The following is a 17860-nucleotide window of genomic DNA, read 5'->3' on the forward strand; positions in this document are numbered from 1 at the left end:
GATAAGTAAAACGGCTGCAACACCGATGGATAAAGAGATACAGAGCTTTCAGTTTATTTTTATCGGACAGCAATATTTCTAAATCAATTGTACAACAAACAGCTGAAGTATCTTATACTGCCTCAACAGCAATTATATCCACCTTCGTAAACATATCGTTTATTATAGCGATCAAGTTTGAACTACTGGTAACCTAATTCCCAACTTATAGAAACGGACATAGCCAGAAACCTTTTCAAATGCTGGTTCTTCTGTCTTTGTAAAAGTAAATCGTTCTTCTTGATCTTGGTCTGGATAGATAATGAGACACTTAATAGGCAGTGCAGTTTCTTCATTCAAACCTAATTCTTTATAGATTTTGCTTAGTCGGGCATAACCACTCACTTCCCTTGCATCATCTATAGTTATACCACCACCCTGCTTATAACGTGGTTTATATTTCGCATCAATAACGTAAGGTTCAGTCCACTCTGTCGGTTTCAGGAGATAATCAAGTTCTTGATAATGAGCTTTCACATGATATTGAATCTCTCTTTTCCTTGTAAAAATCTTCTTAAGCTTACCAAAAACATATAACTCAAAGAGCTTACTCATATCAATCCAGAACGGAGGCGTGACTATCTGGCTTTTACCAACAAGTGTAATATCATAACTGAAACGCCTTAGCAGCAGTTGTGCATACTCAACAGCCGTGAAGTATTCTTTGAAAACAGGATTTCCCTTAAATGTCTTCATAGCCTTAACACTTATCTCATCGCCCACCCGCTCGAAAGAAGGCTGCACATATCTTATCTTCTTTTCCAAAGCCTTTGTATCAAGTGCATGCTTATAAACCTCCAACTGCTTCTTACAAAAAGCAAGTGCCTTCTTTAGTATTCTGTTCTCTGGTGAGTCAATGTCATACACCTGGTAACGGCAGACATTGTCTGTAATACGTCCCTTCGCAAGGTTTCGCTGAATCGTTCTACTGACAAGGATATGTCCTTTAACCTTATTGTTTAGGTTTTCTTCAACCCTATAGTAACTCTTCTTCAACCCCTTTCTTACGATACGCTGAAGAATATTCAGATACTCTGTAATCAAGAAGATACTCAACAAGTCTTGCTTCTGACTGATACAGATAGAAGGTTTATCAAAACGAATGGTGAGTAAGTCTTTCAGATGCTCCATGTTATCAGGTTCTGCTAATGCCTCGTTTAACATACGAACATAGTCTATCTCAAAGCCGTCATTCATCTTAGGACTGACTTGTACTGCTAACTCCTCTTCCTTAATCCAGTCTACCCCAACGAAATAAGAGCCAGTGGCACAGATGCTATCCGCTTTACGAGATAGCTTCAGACAGAGTTCCTTCTCCTCACGCCCTCTTTTAACCCCACGCACAACTTCCGAGCCATCATCCATATAAGGGATGATAGCTTCACACTCAGTCTGCTGGAGATAAGTATTCTCCAACAACTGTTCTTGAAGTTGCACTACTCTCATTACTCGGTTGCTTGCTTATATAGTTGGTCGATAATATCTTGTGCCTCTGCTGTCAGCACACCATCACGAACATACTCTTCTAAAAGTGGAATAATCTCATATAGAAGACGATCGGTTGTATTATCATTCCCTTCCTCATCCTACATCAGGAAGTAACTATGACCAATCCAAACATCTTCTGGCTTATATTCATCAGACAAGGTATCTGCTGATTCGAGTTTCATAGTCAGGTCCCAACCACTCTCCTTATAATCACCAAAGTTCTTAACAAACAGACTACTAACCTTCTCAAAAAGATCCTCATCGAACCCATCTACTTCTAAGCCAAATGGCTTCTCTGCTATGAAAGCAAAACGTCGTCTGATAGCATAATCAAGCGAGCCCAAAGAGCGGTCGGCAGTATTCATGGTTGCAATCAGATAGACATTGTTTGGAATATGAAAAGCTTTCTTAGAGTAAGGCAGCACCACACTTTCAGCATTAATACGTCCCTTACGCTTGTCTGCTTCAAGCAGTGTTATCAGCTCGCCAAACACCTTCGAGACATTTCCACGGTTCAACTCGTCAATAACCATCACATAGGCTTTGTCGTTCTCCTCCATCTTAGAGGAAGTATCGTACTTCTCAAGAATTGATTTTACATCATTAAGCGTAATAGAATTCAAACGGTAGACAGAAGACTCTACCATTGTCTTACCATCATTCATCTCTACAATGTTCTCATTGATATTCTTTACAAGCCAGTTAACACGTCTAACACGCTTATAGTTAGGGAACTTATCCTCAAACTCATAATCACTAACAACGACTCCAATGGCATCAATCGTCTGACTTGAATAACACGACATAACGATATCGCCAATCTTCATCTTATTGATGTAAGCATCTAATATCTTTCTACCCGTTTCATTATGAATAGTCCAGTCGGTTTCATCAGAAATAACAGGACCATAGCCGTCCCATCCAATACGTATATGGTTATTCTCCATACACTCACGACGAACATTATTATCTCCCGTTCCTGCAAGTGAAACCTTCCAGACAACAGCATTATCAGAGATACCCACCTTCTTATCCTTAACTACAGGGCGTTCTGCCTCTTCACACAACTTCTTGAAGATTCCGCTTTCTATCTCGTAGGTTACTTGACTATTCTCGTTGACAACAGGGCGCAATCCTTCAATCCAATCCTCATAGTCTAAGGACTGATGGAAGGTTGTAAAGGCAATACGCTTTTCCGTTTTAAGCTGATTGTATCTGCTTACTATCTCCTCCCTACTCGGTTCTGCAGCCATAAACGCAGAATCACAAAGACGAACAGCAAGCTCTGGTACGTCATAAGTCTTACCAGTACCCGGCGCACCATATAATACTATGTTCTTACGTCGCTCCCATATACGGACAACATCATCATACCATACCCCTTTTGAACTATTATTTGTCTCTGTAGTCATCTTATTTTTCAATTCCTCTTTCATGTAATCTTTCATACACCAGAATAAAGTCTGCACCGCAAGGTTGAGCGGTTTATTCTTAAATCCTTTGATTTCATTCAGCATTATCTGCTGTATTTCCTCTCCATAGCTCTTTACGAAACCATTGACAAGTTCCATAAAGTGCTCATATTTCTTTCCTGCCTTTCGAGAAGTATAACCGAAGTAATCACAAATATTCTTATATATTTCATCCTTATAGAAAGTATAAGTCTTTGGATAAACACAGGTAAGCAAGGCTGATGCTGTACGCTCATCATTTGCAGTGTTCTTCCATTTACTTGGACACAAAGCCTTTATCTCTGACTTAAAAGCTGCTAATCGTTCGTTTAATGGAACAGACTCGTCAATCAGATGTTGACAGCAAACTCTTGTCTTGTCGGCTTCATTCTCAACCAAATACTTTATAACAGAATCAGTGCGAGGATTATCTATAACATTCTCTCCTCTAAGACCATCGAAGACTGCAAGCACATCTTTCCCTTCCGACCTATCAAGTAAGTTCCATTTATATTCTTCTTTATAACCATTAAAAGGTTTTCCATTTCTGAAGACATCTATAAGCGTTTTCATCAAATAGATTCTAAGGGCTTCTACAAGCTCATCACGCAGCTGCCATTGGAACCCTTGCTTTGTGTCCCAACCTTTTTGCATCGTAATACACCAGTAAGTATCTTTATCGTCTGCGTCTTTTACGCTAAATCTATTCAAGCGTTTTTGTACCCACTTAGAGAAGTTATACACCTTACTGTTATAATGCTCAGCAGGCTTCCCATATACTTGGGAAACCTTTACACAAGTTGCCTTATGTTCTTTTTGACGTAGGAAACACAGCAAAGCTTCATGATATGGCATTGACTTCTCATCACGTAGTAAATCAAGCCATTCCTCCGTGGTGACACCTATATCACCACAGCTATATTCTCCGTTTGTATTTATCGTCTTATATAATGTCTTTACAGCCATAAACTTAGCAGTCTTCAGTTATAATGCGCTATTAATATCCTCACAACTTACTTTTATTTTCATTTGCTGTCATTTTAACATTTGCGTAGAGTTCATTGTAAATCAACAAGTTAAACACCCACAACCAATGACAGAAGTGACAGGAAAGTTTGTTTTGAAGTGCCGAACTACAAATATAACGACTTTGTTTGACATATCGTTATTTTATGTTTACAAATTTTATTTTATATATTTTCCGCAAGTTCACCATAGAACTGCAATCCCTCGCGTAGGTGTAGCTTAATCATCTATACTAAAAACCATCGAGGAGTTTGGGGGCGAGCAGCTGCCATTGGCACAAAACCATTTCTATACTCAAAAGCGAGTACAGAAATGGTCATTCTTAAAGACTTGTTTCAAACAGTATGATTATCAAAATGGAACTTACATTTTGACACACCGTCCTTATATTGTTCTTATCTCCTTCGAAGAGAATCTACAGAGAGTTCAAGCCCAGATATTGGTCTGTCACTCTGTATAATAGAAACTAACGAATCATTTTCAAATGTTAATGCCGTTGTTATAATGAATCCTTCACATTGGACACGAGCAGGTTCCTTATAATACAAAACGTCTATTCTCTTATGGTTTCTTGTAAAAACATCAGACCTAAATGGAAAACCACATTGTTTTTTCACATCTGCTTTATTGAGTCCTAAACGAATGTCTGACACCGGAAATTTAGACAATGTAGGTGCAATAGAACAAGAGTAAAGCCCTAAGATAGAGACGCAAAATGATAATATTATTTTATTTAGTTTCATTTTTATCACCTTTTATGTTTAAGCATTGTTCGACACTTGTTATTTTTCAGAAGAAATAACAAACTCATTCTCGTCATTAGAACATCCCCAAAACAGAACGTTGTACGCAGTACAAGGGATGAAAGTAAAAGGATTTTTTCATGTCAATAAAGGTTCAATAATTATTCGCCATAAAGGTACATTTATTTTTTGTATCTTTATTAAAAGCGATAAATAATTTTACTCAGTTTCCATTATCTTTTTCTTTAATGCCCGATTAGCAATTATAACAAACATCTTTTCTTTCCTGCTCACAGGGGTATCGCGCATTCTACTCCCCTCCCTTTTGGGGAGGGGCGGGGGTGGGGTGATTTTCCCTCCACCATTTCACAGCAGCATTCATAATCTCCTTCATGCCGTCGAAAATCTCATCGATATTACTTTGTTTTAATTCACCGTTGCCTTCTCCACCTGCATGCTTGAGAATAAAGGTTTTATCATGGGGAGAATAACCACAAAGAGAACGGCTTTTAATCACATTTAAATCGTCTTCAAAGCGGTCAGGCGTGGTATCAATCACCTGAACATTCAGACGAGGCCATGTAGAGCATTCAATCAACTTAAATAGTTTTCCGTCCACCTCGTGAACAGAATAATGGAAATCATAGGTTTTCATTGTGCAATTACTCATTTTGTTGGGTCTTCTGAAACTTGGAATCATAAGGCTGTCCGCCTAAATTTTGAACTCTGACGGAATGTCACACAGAGAAAAGGAGTGTACAGAGGCTTATTGCATACAAGGCAATGGAAGTCACAGAGGCACCGTCGGTGCGTGGAGAAACGAAGGTTATTTGCCAGTTTTATTAGAGATTTTATGCCCAAAGCATTTACCCCAAAACTTATCAGGAATCTGTACGCTTCATCTCCGTCGCTCATTGTGCCACTGGCACCTCCCTGACATTGCACTTAGCTCCGTCCTCTCCGTGGCTCTGTGTGCCTTATTATGTATGCACCTTACCTCATCAATCCATATTTCATAAGTACCATTTTACGCCAGTTCGGGATAAGGATTTGCTTAGAAAAGTTCCAATTGCCTAGTCTTTTCAATGCGCACGGGAAGTGCCTCGGGCTTATTCTCGAAGAAACAATATGTTGCCAATGCCGCACAGAGATTCATGAGAAAGTTATGTACGGAGCGATGGCGTGAATGGACAAGGTTGGCCTTGTTCTTGAGCAGTTCGTTGATGCATTCTATTATATATCGCTTGCGCAGCATCATCTTGTCCCACAAGGGCATAAGATTGTTTTTCATGTTTGATTTGAGCCCGTGAACGAGATGGATGCCTTGGTTGAAGAGGTTCTCAAAGAACTCTTGCTTGATGTAGCCCTTATCGGCAAATACTTTGCCGTAGAGCACCTTGGTGAAGACCTGCCACACCCTAGGGTCCCTGTCGTCCACGTTTGCGGGAGTTAGGCAGAACGTGAGTACATCGCCCATCTCGTAGCACAGCAGATGAAGCTTGAAGCCATGACACCACCCCATTGTTCCCTTTCCGTTCTTAGCAAGTCCATCAAACACCTTGTTGAAATTCCTTCTCATGTTGTGGCATACGGGAATCATCGTGCTGTCCACGAAACTAATGCCCGTGCACTTTCCAAAACCTTGGATGCGCATGAAGGCCATCAGCTCGAAGAACACGCGAGGCTTGAGTTCCACGAAACGCGTGTAGGACACGGTCTTAGGGAAGTAGCTTGCCATATGCTCCTTGATGAAGAAGAGGTAATAGTGCTTGAAATTGCGGAAAGAGCCAAAATGGTAGCACAACAGGATGGTCATGATTTCGCTCTTGGACATCTGCCCTTTACGGTTTCGCATGCGCTTATATCCCTCGTCTATGGGGGCGATATGTAGGTTTTTAGTTAACTCGGCATCTAAATTCTTGCAGAACTCATCCAATATACAAAATATTTCTGTAACTTTGTCTGTGGTAATCATCGCTATATATGTTTTGTAAGTGATTGATTTTCAACTATAAAGTTACAAAATAATAGCGAGATTACCAACTTTTTAGAGAACTTTCTTATCCCGAACTGGCGTACCACTTAGTCTCAACACTTTGCAAAATGGTGCAAAATACACTGCGTTTTGCAGCAAAACGCACTGCTAACTCGTGCTAAACGCAAGGCTAAATGCAGCAAAACGCAAGGCGTGTGAGCAAAGGGCGCGACCCAATTTATGCAAAAACAACTGACGTGAACCACAAAAAAAGTGGGAAAAAGGCGCAATAAGCATAGAATTAGCACCTTTTTCTCACTAAAAACTCAAAAAGCAGCGCAAAAGTTATGATTTAAACTCCTGCCTTTATGCAATATTCATTTTTGTGTTAGCGTGCTTATGCACAAGCACTTACACCATTTTGGTCTCGTTTGGGGCATTAAAAGCCTATTTTGGGGCATCGCCTACAGGCGTTTTTGCCTTTCTAGAAGTGGTGTAGTACTGAAATGCGTTTTGTAAAGTCTATTTACCGTAGCTTTCAATCATTACACCCAGCTTTTTAAACCCAAATCAATTGTAAGACCACTAATCACACAATTGATGTTGCTTACAGTTCATCTTTTGTTGGCTTGTCGGCATCTTGCCTATGATATTGTTTGAGCGTAGTGCACCACATTTTCAATAACAACATCGGCAATGTGTCCAGCAATACACAAAATCAAAACAACTCTACCCACTGTTTTTGGGTAAAAAAGACATAATACCTAGTACGAAAACTTCATCCCAAGAAACAAACTGCGGGGTTGAGTAGGTCCGTAAACATAGTCGGAGGCACGCGAAGCCCCTTTATCCAAATCCTTTTGGTAAGCATCGAGCATGTTTTGCACCCCCGCACTAGCCTCCAATTTCACCTGCTTAGTTATGTAGAAATTATAGGCAAGCTTCAGGTTAAGCGTGAGAAACGCGGGAGTGTGCTCAATGATAGCAAAGTCGTTGGTGCGCTCGCTCCCCCCTTTGGGGTGGCCAACATACATTCTACCCGTGTAAACGCCCGATAACGATAGGGCAAAATCGATGGTGGGATGCACAGTGAGGGTGAAATATCCGTAGGTGTTGGGCGTTCGCAGCAGACGTTTAGTGGTTTTAAACTCGGGAGCAGCATCGTCGTCCCATTCTTCGGGCGTGCGATAACGGCTGCTTTGCCAAGTAAAACCAGCTTGCAATTGCGCCCACGACGAGAGCGAAGCCTTGCCCTCGAGGTTAATTCCATACACCGTTGCACCGTTAGAATTGAAGCGTTCTTCAACACGTGCGCCATCAATAATCACATCATCAGCCAGTTTGCGTGTAGCAAACATGTTGTTAAGGCGTGTGTAAAAGCCCTCAATAAGAACGTTGGTTTGTACTATTCCAAAACTTTTATAGAGGTCGACCGATGCACTAAAGCTGTGCGAACGTTCCTCTTTCAAATCCTTAGCCAACGCAATTTTCACACGGTCGCCATCAGCAATACGCGTATGAAGGTCTTCATCAAAAGCCTGTGGGGCTCTAAATCCGCCAGCGTAAGTAAGTCGGAAATTGGTGTTGGGCGTGGGATTGTAGCGCAGATTAACGCGCGGACTAAAGATAAGATGCGAGATAAGGTTGTGTTTGTCTAGTCGTCCGCCCAGAAGCAAGCCCCAATGGTTGTTTTTCCATTCGTTTTGAGCAAAGAAGCTACCAATATTCACGCGCTGTTCCATCAGGCTGTTGTAGCCCAGCGAGTGGTCTTTAATGCGGTCGTAGCTATATTCGGCCCCCACAACAAGACTCGAAGGCATGAACCACAGACGGTCGAAATTGTGCACATATTGCGCACCAGCTATGTAATTGATGTTATGCGTAAGGTTATAGGCTCGTTGTGCTTTGTCGTAGGCTTGCGCATCGGCCAGCGTTTGTTGTTGGTTGGCGGGCAGCGTGGCGGCATCGTCTTCGCTCATATCGAGGTTAAGTCCCAGTTTATAGGCTTCGTTCAAGGCCTTAAGTCCATCGGCAGCGGTGGCCAGTTCGCCCAGTCCGCCGTAATAACTCTTACGGTCAACGTTTTGAAACGAGGCATAAGCACTGAAATGTCCCTTACCATTAAGGCTAAAGAGGTCGTAGCCCAAACTTCCGCCGTTGATGGTATGTTCGATTTGTTCGGCAATATTGGCCTCGTGAGCAGGCAAGTAAAGTTTGTTTCCGCCACGTCTATACTCCTTCAAGCCGTGGTATTTAAGGGTTATTTTGGCGTAATCGGTGAGTCGGAAGAAAGAGCTAAGCCCCACAGTTTTATTATCTAGCGTGGGAAGGTCGGTGTAACCATCGCCATCGCGGTCGTAAGCAGCGCGGTGTCGGCTTTGTCCATAGAGATAAAACCCAGCTCTATTATTGGTTGTAACAACCGACAGGTTGCCCGTGGTGTTGTTGTCGAAAGCAGTAGAGCCATTTGTTGCGCCTGTGATGGTGTGCGCCACATCGGCCGAATTTTCGCTAGGTTCTTTGGTAATGATATTGATGGTGCCACCAATGGCCGAAGCACCGAAGAGCGCCGAGCCACCACCGCGAACAATTTCAACACGTTGCACCATGTTAGAGGGTATCTGTTCGAGTCCATAAACACCTTGAAGGGCCGTGAAAACGGGTCGCGAGTCGATTAATATTTGCGAATAATGACCATCAAGCCCATTGATGCGCACCTGCGAGAATCCGCAATTGGTGCAATTATCTTCGGTTCGCACGCCCGGTTGGAAGTTTAAACCCTGCACCAAGGTTGTAGAATGGGTAGACTCGAGCAACTTCGTGTCCAGAACATTCACAACCACAGGCGACTCACGTCTAAGTGTTTGACTACGATTGGCCGACACAACAACCTCGTCGAGCGCAATTTCGTCGGGTTTGAGCATCACATTCAGCTCATGGGTATTATTTTTTTGCGTTGTCACCTCGTGTTTGTAAGCCCTATAACCAGCCGAGCGCACTTCCACAATCACCTTTCCCACAGGCAGATTTCGCAGCATAAAATGGCCATCGGCATCGGTGGTGGTAGTGATAACTGTACCCAAAACCAGCACGCTCGCGTGCGAAAGAGGATGTTGTGTTTTACTATCCACAACGCGTCCCTTAATGTTGGCTTCGGTATTAACTTTCACTTCGTTCTCGTGCCTTGCGTAAGTGGGCAGCGAAAGAACGAACGTAGCGGCGAAAACAAACGCCGATTTACATAAAATCTGTTTTACGGTTCTTTTCTTTATCATTTTAAATTGTTTTAAATTCAGGCATGTTCTGTAAATCTTCGATATAGTCACAGCACGCCCCATAGGGCTTTTTGTGACCTTATCAATGATTCTAGAGCTCGCCTTTGATTTGTTAATGCAAAGGTAGGATGTTGTAAGGAATAGTGCAATACCTAGAAGTAGGGAAAAAGCCTCACCCCTCTGGAGGGTGTGTCAAAATGCAAATTAATAACTTGACAACTTTCAATCTATAAGTAGGATTCTATTAAAGGCAAAGAAAAGACCATTTCTTTACTCAAAATCGAGTATAGAAATGGTCATTTTTTATTGAATTGTTTCAAACAGTATGATTATCAAAATGGAACTTACATTTTGACACACCGTCCTTATAAATGTTCTTATCTCCTTCGAAGAGAATCTACAGAGAGATCAGGCCCAGATATTAGTCTGTCACTCTGTATAATAGAAACTAACGAATCATTTTCAAATGTTAATGCCGTTGTTATAATGAATCCTTCACATAGGACACGAGCAGGTTCCTTATAATACAAAACGTCTATTCTCTTATGGTTTCTTGTAAAAACATCAGACCTAAATGGGAAACCACATTGTTTTTTCACATCTGCTTTATTGAGTCCTAAACGAATGTCTGACACCGGAGATTTAGACAATGTAGGTGCAATAGAACAAGAGTAAAGCCCTAAAATGGAGCCACAAAATAATGTACACATTACAAGGGATGAAAGTAAAAAACGTGTGTTATTTATTTTCATATATAATTTCTTTTGTTTCATAGTGTCGACTATATATTTTTTCTAATTTTACTATTCGATTATTTTTATCATAAGTAAATACACATGTATATGAAATAATGATGTCAGACATATTGGGCTTGTAAGTATAACTATATTGGGTAATAAGACTATCCTTGACTATAATGTTAATACTAAATACATAGTCAACACTGGCATCAAGATACGTGTAATACTTATTGATATCTTGTATAGAAATCTTTTTTCGCTCCCCTATAGGCTTTGTAAACGATAAGATTTCGCTTGGGTCATAACTTGACAAAATATCAGCAATAATACACGCATCTTTATATATGACCTCGGGATATTTTAGAATTATTCCATAATCAATCAGGCTATAAGATTGATCTAAAAATATCTTTTGATATTTGATATCATCTGCGGACAATTTAACCAATCTACCTCGTTTATTATACACCCCGATTTTTTTTTCGTTTAGAAATAAACTTCTCTCTACCTTACAACCATTGCTTAAAATTTTTACAACAGTTTGTGATTTCAATTCTAAACTATTTAGAATTGAAATCACAGAAAGTATCAATACAGCACAAAATCTCATTATTAATCTTTTATTTAGTTTCTTTCCAAAAAATAGTTCTTCCGTATACAGCTGTTGATTTTAATCTTGTTTTTCCAGCATTCATATTACGTTTTTTCTCACCACCAAGATTCATTGGAGCAACACAAGTTTGAGGTGCTTTAAAAGATTTTCCAACATTTTTCTTCCATTTCGCATAATGTTATCGGAGATTTTCCATCCCATAGTGTTCATATGAATTTCGAAACGTCCAGTACTTCTACGCGTGTCATCTAAAGAGAATTGGGCTTGTTCTGCACTATCCCACATCTATACTCAAAATCGAGTACAGAAATGGTCATTCTTAAAGATTTGTTTCAAACAGTATGATTATCAAAATGGAACTTACACTTTGACATACCGTCCTTATATTGTTCTTATCTCCTTCGAAGGGAATCTACAGAGAGATCAAGCTCAGATATTAGTTTGTCACTCTGTATAATAGAAACTAACGAATCATTTTCAAATGTTAATGCCGTTGTTATAATGAATCCTTCACATAGGACACGAGCAGGTTCCTTATAATACAAAACGTCTATTCTCTTATGGTTTCTTGTAAAAACATCAGATCTAAATGGAAAACCACATTGTTTTTTCACATCTGCTTTATTGACTCCTAAACGAATGTCTGACACCGGAAATTTAGACAATGTAGGTACAATAGAACAAGAGTAAAGCCCTAAGATAGAGACGCAAAATGATAATATTATTTTATTTAGTTTCATTTTTATCACCTTTTATGTTTAAGTATTGTTCGACACTTGTTATCTTTCAGAAGAAATAACAAACTCATTCTCGTCATTAGAGCATTCCAAAACAGAACGTTGTACGCAGTACAAGGGATGAAAGCAAAAAAGATTTTTTCATGTCAATAAAGGTTTAATAGTTATTCGCCGTAAAGGTACATTTATTTTTTGTATCTTTATTAAAAACGATAAATAATTTTACTCAGTTTCCATTATCTTTTTCTTTAATACCCGACGAGGGATTATAACAAACATCTTTTCTTTCCTGCTCACAGGGATATCGCGCATTCTACTCCCCTCCCCTTGGGGGAGGGGCAAGGGGGAGGGGCTACTTGTTGTGTGTTGTGTTAAGTGTGTTTTTTTTTACCATCCACCACTTCACCGCAGCATTCATAATCTCATTCATGCCGTCGAAAATCTCATCGAGATTACTTTGCCTCAATTCACCGTTACCCTCACCACCTGCATGCTTTAGGATAAAGGTCTTATCCAGCAGGGAATAGCCACAGAGCGAACGGCTTTTAACGATTTTCAGGTCCTCCTCAAAGCGTTCGGGTGTGGTGTGTATGACTTGAACATTCAGGCGAGGCCATGTAGAACATTCAATTAACTCAAATTCTTTTCCGTCCACTTCATGAACAGAATAATGGAAATCATAGGTTTTCATTGCTCAATTACTCATTTTGTTGTTATAAAATTACGTATAGTCATTTATCTTTTTACGATATTCAAGACAGAAATACGCTCGTATAATACATAGAAAAATATCTGTACTTTTCGTTGTCTTCAAAGCTACTCCCTACACCAAATGTAATTATTTTTCACATCCTCCTTTTTAAAAGATGCTCTTTTGGCTTCGAAAAGACGCTTAATTGGCTTGCAATAGATGCCCTTTTGGGTGCTTACTAACGCCCTTTTGAACTCGAAGTAAGCACCTTTTAAAACATTCTCATGCAAATGTTTGATGCTCTGAGAGTTACAACGATGCATTTTTAAGTGCCTTTTAGCACTTCTGAGGGGATTTATTTACTTGTTTTGTAATGATTTTTCAGAGTGAGGGGAAGGTTATTTTCAGGTGAGGGAGTAAGGTTTTAGTCAATTAAAAAAAGCCTGCCACGACCATGCGACAGACTCTCAAACTAATACCTTATGCTTTTAACTTAAAAGAGTTTTCAATACTTGCGATTTCAGCATGGAATCCCTTGTCAACCTTAAGACGGTCTTCAATCTTTGAACAACTGTGGATTACGGTGCTGTGGTCACGATTACCAACCAACTTTCCGATACGACTTGCAGGCATCTTAGTATATTTCTGTGCCATATACATACTCACTTGGCGTGCCATCACAATATCTTTCTTTCGAGAACGAGAGTTGACTGCCGACATCGTGACATTATAATGCGAGCATACTTTATCCAAGATGTCGTCAATTGTCAGCGGTTCGTCGTCAATTTTCACTGCCCGTTTGATAACACGCTCAGCCAATCGCATATCAATATTACTATTGTAAACGACGCTGTAAGCGAGCAATGAGTTGATAACACCTTGAAGATCACGCACACTGCCATTAGCAGTTTCGGCGATGAAGCGCACTACATCCTCTGGAATATTAAGACCGTCACGCTTAATCTTGCTATGGAGAATATCCACACAAAGCTGTACGTTTGGTTTTTCTAACTCTGCAATCAAACCACAAGAGAAACGTGTCAGCAGGCGGTCGTTCATACCCTTGAGATCTACAGGTGGGCGGTCGCTCGCTAAGATGATACGTTTTCCGTTACGGAAAAGGTGGTTGAAAATATGGAAGAAGGTGTCCTGCGTCTTTGTTGCAGTAACCCATTCCTGGATATCATCGACAATGAGAATGTCAATTGTCTGATAGAAGTTGATAAAATCGTTGGTAGTATTCTGTCGTACAGAATCGGTGTACTGTACTTGGAACAGACGTGCAGACACGTATAACACACGCTTTTGAGGATAGAGTTGCTTCGCTCTTAATCCGATAGCATTAACAAGGTGAGTCTTTCCACAGCCCGATGGTCCATAGATGAACATTGGGTTAAACTGTGTTGTGTTAGGATGTTCTGCGATAGAAAGACCGATAGAACGAGGGAGTTTGTTGCTGTCGCCTTCAACATAGTTGCTGAATGACTTATGAGGGTCGAGCTGCGAATCGAGGTCCTGTGGCACTGTATCCAGTACGGTTGGGCTCTGATTAGCGCGAGCAGTAGGACGCTGTGACGAGATGTCTTCTACGGTGTCCTGCTCTAAGTCTTGTGACAAGTGATTCTCCTGGTCAATCATTACACGATACGTCAGTTGTACGCCTTGTCCGAAGACACGCGTCAACACCTTACGTAGTAAGTCTACGTAATGACCTTCCAAATACTCATATACGAATTGGCTTGGGACCTGAACTAACAATGTCTTTGATGCTGGCTTGTACGATTGTAAAACAATCGGACGAAACCAGGTGTCAAATTGCTGCTCGGTCACATTCTCCTTAATGAGCTGGAGGCAACTATCCCAAAGATTTTTAGGACTGACGTTCATAATTGGTTGACTATAATATCTCTGTCTTTCACGAAATAGTGGCTTGCCGACTATCTCTAATTAATTTTGATAGTGCAAAGATAGCAATTTATTTATAAAGAGAACTATCTGCAATATTACATCTTTAAAACGTAGAAGTTTGTAAAACGTTATATCTGTGGATGTTGCGTTATCTTTCTTACGAACCACTCATTTTGCGTAGTTGTGTAATTGTAAGTATTTGAAAAACAAATAGTTTTAATATGCCTATGCCCTTTATAACGCTGAGAGTGAAACAAACGCAGGGAAAGCGCAAAGAAGCTGATATTCAAACAGCTTCAAGAAGCTTTCTCTGCGTGTGAAACATTGATGATATTATTTAGACCATATTTAAATTACTTATCTTTTCTACCAAAGATAGAGAAGTGAACATAACGCTTTGGATGTGCCTTGAGATTCGTCAAAAGACTATCTGCAGAGCGCATCGTGCTATTAAGATTCTTGTACAAAGAGGCGTCGTTAAGCATCAAGCCCATTGTACCCTCGTTGCTATTCAGCTTAGCTGTGAGCGAGTTCATATTGTCTAAAGTAGCGTTCACCTTAGCCATCGTAGCCTCAACATCGAGTCCGTTCACCTTATTATTAAGGTTGCTCATCATCGTATTTGCGCCACGGATAGCCCCACGAGCTTCTGTAATACCTTTGTTTGCGTTCACCATCATGCCGTTGGCATTGTCCATCACCCTACCAGCCTTTGCCGTCATAACAGGCAAAGAACCATTAACCTGTGCGAGCAAGGTGTTAAGCTCACGGGTAGAAGTAGTAAGATTGGCTGTAATCTTGTCTACATTGTGTACCGAACTCTGAAGAGCTGGGTCGGCAAGGAGTGTATTTACGCTTCCAAGGATGCTATCCAACTTTGGCAACATCTTCTGGATAGAAGGCACCATACTCTTCAAGTCGCCTAAAGTACCATCATTAATACCACCGTCAATCCATCCGTTAGGCTCCAAGAACTTCGTGCTTTTGCCAAACTGTAGTACGACCTTCACGTTACCCATGATGTCACTAACAATCTCAGCGGTAGTACCCTCTGGGATTCTCAATGTCTTTTCAACATCGACATCGACTGTGATAGACTCGCCTAACTTATCATAGTCGTAATCAATATTCCTAACGATACCCACCTTGAAACCGCGAGCATAGACAGGAGTTGATGTAGACAAGCCCGTGATATCGTTGAACTTAATCTTGTAATGTGCGTCATTCGAGAAGAGGGAAATACCTCTTAGGAACTGTATTCCAAAGAATAACACAACGATAGCAAGTATAGCAACGATGGCAATCCTTACTTGTGGTGTGAAAAATTTCTGCATATCCGTTTTGTTTACTTATTCTTTTTATTCTTGAGAAACTCTGCTATTGCTTGGTTAACATCCATACGTACACCGTTTTTGTAGGCAATAATAAAAGCCTGTGGGAAGTCTTTCAAGAGCTTTCCACGCAATCGTGAAATGTCGTTATAATTCGTACTGGAGCCTATAAAATACTTATAAAAATTGCCTTCTTGAACACAATCAATGTCTGTACGACCATGAAAGAGCTCACTACCTGATCTTAACTGACGGTTAGAAGCCAATACTTGTATCTTAAAAACGGGTACAGCCTTTGATGTTTTACTTTCTGTGTCATTGCAAGGGAGCAACTCTCGAATGGCATCTGAGATTCTCTTCTTCGCCTCTTGTACCTTATTCATAGGGCGAGCTGGGGGTGCTGGGGTGGAAGAACGTGGTTGCTCTACGGGTACTGTAGAACGAGAACGCTGCACTGGAGCCACAGAACGGGAACGCTCTATTGGCGCAACAGGACGCGGTTTAGTTGTTGGGGCAGTTGGGACAACGCGATCTATCACAATTCGCTTGTTCTCAACAGGACGGTAAGGCACCACGATTCGTGTGTCATAGGCATTCTTGTATTGTACAAAAGCATTGTAAATACCCTTTGCCATGGCATCTATACCCTCTGGAGAGTTCAGATATTCCTCCTCATCAGCTGCCGTAATGAAGCCTAACTCTATCAAACAACTTGGCATATAACTCTCTCGCAACACGAGGAAACCAGCCTGATGAACACCCTTATCAATACGTCCTGCAGACGAACAAACAGAGTTCTGTATCATTCGAGCTAACTCAACACTCCGCTCCATGTTCGCATTCTGCATGAATTCAAACATGATATAACTCTCTGAGGAGTTTGGGTCAAAACCCTGATAGGTCTGCTGATAGCCTCTCTCCATTGAGATAACGCTATTCTCTCGCATAGCCACATCGAGGTTAGCCTTCGCACGGTGCATACCTAAGGTGTACACCTGGAATCCTTTTACATAACGACCTGACGCCACAGAGTTCGTATGTACGGATATAAAAAGGTCTGCCTTAGCCTTATTGGCGATGTCTGCACGTTGATGCAAAGGGATAAACACGTCGGTCTTACGGGTATAAATCACATTGACATCTGGCAGATTTCTCTCAACATAACGACCAAAAGCCAAAGCTATATTCAAGTTGATGTCCTTCTCCTTTGATATTGCACCTATCGCACCAGCGTCATGACCACCATGACCAGGGTCAATAACAAGTGTGAACCGTCCGTCTGCAGCCCATGATAGGCCTACCGACAAGACCAAGAAAACAAGGAGAAGCGATATTTTCTTAAACATACTTAACTATTTAAAAGGCAAAGATACGGCTTTTCGTTGGGAAACCAAGGCTCTAATCCTCGGTTTTATCATTTATTAAGTGTAATTCCACGCCTGCCCCATCACTGTCAGCACCCATTGGAGGATTAAGTTTCACGAGTTTTAAGTCGATACTACTTAGCATTGGGAAAGCCGCACACAATGCCTCGACAATGGACCCAGCGACGGATTCTAACAGGCGAGCGGGTTGTTTCATTACCTCTCTTATGACGTTAAATACTTCTGCATAGTTCAGCGTGTCAGCAACATCATCGCTCTTCATTGCCTTTGCAAACGGATAACCTAACCGCAGGTCGAGAACATACTCATTACCGACCACTCGCTCCTGCTCCCCTACTCCGATACGAGCATGGAAGTGAAGACCTTGCAGAAGTATATAACTTGTCATTAATTTCATCATTCTTTAAGAGAAGTGAGGGCAAAACGAGCTGCATGCCCTCTGTCTTAATCCAAGTCAG

The 17860-nt window shown here is 41.0% G+C and carries 12 protein-coding genes; 1 reads left to right on the forward strand and 11 read right to left on the reverse strand.

Annotated features, from left to right (window positions below; all coding sequences use genetic code 11):
* Positions 1 to 171: 171 nt before the first annotated feature.
* The 3 genes from FIU21_RS03170 to FIU21_RS03180 all read right to left on the reverse strand — a co-directional run bounded on the left by FIU21_RS03170 (position 172) and on the right by FIU21_RS03180 (position 5417).
* Complete coding sequence (locus FIU21_RS03170; protein WP_004359235.1) at positions 172 to 1485, reverse strand: 5-methylcytosine restriction system specificity protein McrC; 1314 nt, start codon at positions 1483 to 1485, stop codon at positions 172 to 174.
* Between the two features lie 140 nt (positions 1486 to 1625).
* Positions 1626 to 3944 carry a DUF8426 domain-containing protein gene (locus FIU21_RS03175; RefSeq protein WP_004359233.1) on the reverse strand — a complete coding sequence of 773 codons (2319 nt, stop codon included), beginning with the start codon at positions 3942 to 3944 and terminating at the stop codon, positions 1626 to 1628.
* Between the two features lie 1113 nt (positions 3945 to 5057).
* Positions 5058 to 5417, reverse strand: a complete 360-nt coding sequence (locus FIU21_RS03180; RefSeq protein WP_004359231.1) for a hypothetical protein — start codon at positions 5415 to 5417, stop codon at positions 5058 to 5060.
* Positions 5418 to 5481: 64 nt separating this feature from the next.
* On the opposite strand from FIU21_RS03180, the gene FIU21_RS03185 reads away from it, so the two are divergent.
* A complete protein-coding gene (locus tag FIU21_RS03185; protein ID WP_155812479.1) occupies positions 5482 to 5766 on the forward strand; it encodes a hypothetical protein in 285 nt (94 codons plus the stop codon).
* Positions 5767 to 5801: 35 nt separating this feature from the next.
* Here the strand turns inward: FIU21_RS03185 and FIU21_RS03190 are convergent, their stop codons facing one another.
* The 8 genes from FIU21_RS03190 to folB form a co-directional block, all read right to left on the reverse strand.
* Positions 5802 to 6722 carry an IS982 family transposase gene (locus FIU21_RS03190; RefSeq protein ID WP_004359229.1) on the reverse strand — a complete coding sequence of 307 codons (921 nt, stop codon included), beginning with the start codon at positions 6720 to 6722 and terminating at the stop codon, positions 5802 to 5804.
* A 764-nt stretch (positions 6723 to 7486) separates the two neighbouring features.
* Positions 7487 to 9997 (reverse strand): TonB-dependent receptor, encoded by a 2511-nt coding sequence (locus FIU21_RS03195; RefSeq protein WP_036885811.1) that lies wholly within the window; start codon positions 9995 to 9997, stop codon positions 7487 to 7489.
* A gap of 738 nt (positions 9998 to 10735) precedes the next feature.
* The gene (locus FIU21_RS03200; RefSeq protein WP_004361694.1) at positions 10736 to 11347 is read right to left on the reverse strand and encodes a hypothetical protein; all 612 of its coding nucleotides are present in this window, start codon (positions 11345 to 11347) and stop codon (positions 10736 to 10738) included.
* A gap of 1092 nt (positions 11348 to 12439) precedes the next feature.
* On the reverse strand, positions 12440 to 12778 hold the full coding sequence (locus FIU21_RS03205) for a hypothetical protein (RefSeq protein ID WP_004359226.1): 339 nt from the start codon (positions 12776 to 12778) through the stop codon (positions 12440 to 12442).
* A 480-nt stretch (positions 12779 to 13258) separates the two neighbouring features.
* Positions 13259 to 14665 (reverse strand): chromosomal replication initiator protein DnaA, encoded by a 1407-nt coding sequence (gene dnaA / locus FIU21_RS03210; protein WP_004359225.1) that lies wholly within the window; start codon positions 14663 to 14665, stop codon positions 13259 to 13261.
* A 374-nt stretch (positions 14666 to 15039) separates the two neighbouring features.
* Positions 15040 to 16020, reverse strand: coding sequence for an MlaD family protein (locus tag FIU21_RS03215; protein WP_004359224.1), 981 nt, complete (start codon positions 16018 to 16020; stop codon positions 15040 to 15042).
* 11 nt (positions 16021 to 16031) lie between these two features.
* Positions 16032 to 17363 carry an N-acetylmuramoyl-L-alanine amidase gene (locus FIU21_RS03220; protein WP_036885809.1) on the reverse strand — a complete coding sequence of 444 codons (1332 nt, stop codon included), beginning with the start codon at positions 17361 to 17363 and terminating at the stop codon, positions 16032 to 16034.
* Between the two features lie 52 nt (positions 17364 to 17415).
* Entirely contained in the window at positions 17416 to 17799 is a 384-nt protein-coding gene (gene folB / locus FIU21_RS03225) for a dihydroneopterin aldolase (RefSeq protein ID WP_036885882.1), read from the reverse strand.
* Positions 17800 to 17860 lie beyond the last annotated feature (61 nt).

Source organism: Prevotella melaninogenica (assembly GCF_013267595.1).
Lineage (GTDB): Bacteria > Bacteroidota > Bacteroidia > Bacteroidales > Bacteroidaceae > Prevotella > Prevotella melaninogenica_D.

Coding starts and splice junctions, on each gene's coding strand:
- FIU21_RS03170 (WP_004359235.1), bottom strand. CDS start 1,485: ATGAGAGTAGTGCAACTTCAAGAACAGTTGTTGGAGAATACTTATCTC.
- FIU21_RS03175 (WP_004359233.1), bottom strand. CDS start 3,944: ATGGCTGTAAAGACATTATATAAGACGATAAATACAAACGGAGAATAT.
- FIU21_RS03180 (WP_004359231.1), bottom strand. CDS start 5,417: ATGAGTAATTGCACAATGAAAACCTATGATTTCCATTATTCTGTTCAC.
- FIU21_RS03185 (WP_155812479.1), top strand. CDS start 5,482: ATGTCACACAGAGAAAAGGAGTGTACAGAGGCTTATTGCATACAAGGC.
- FIU21_RS03190 (WP_004359229.1), bottom strand. CDS start 6,722: ATGATTACCACAGACAAAGTTACAGAAATATTTTGTATATTGGATGAG.
- FIU21_RS03195 (WP_036885811.1), bottom strand. CDS start 9,997: ATGATAAAGAAAAGAACCGTAAAACAGATTTTATGTAAATCGGCGTTT.
- FIU21_RS03200 (WP_004361694.1), bottom strand. CDS start 11,347: ATGAGATTTTGTGCTGTATTGATACTTTCTGTGATTTCAATTCTAAAT.
- FIU21_RS03205 (WP_004359226.1), bottom strand. CDS start 12,778: ATGAAAACCTATGATTTCCATTATTCTGTTCATGAAGTGGACGGAAAA.
- dnaA (WP_004359225.1), bottom strand. CDS start 14,665: ATGAACGTCAGTCCTAAAAATCTTTGGGATAGTTGCCTCCAGCTCATT.
- FIU21_RS03215 (WP_004359224.1), bottom strand. CDS start 16,020: ATGCAGAAATTTTTCACACCACAAGTAAGGATTGCCATCGTTGCTATA.
- FIU21_RS03220 (WP_036885809.1), bottom strand. CDS start 17,363: ATGTTTAAGAAAATATCGCTTCTCCTTGTTTTCTTGGTCTTGTCGGTA.
- folB (WP_036885882.1), bottom strand. CDS start 17,799: ATGAAATTAATGACAAGTTATATACTTCTGCAAGGTCTTCACTTCCAT.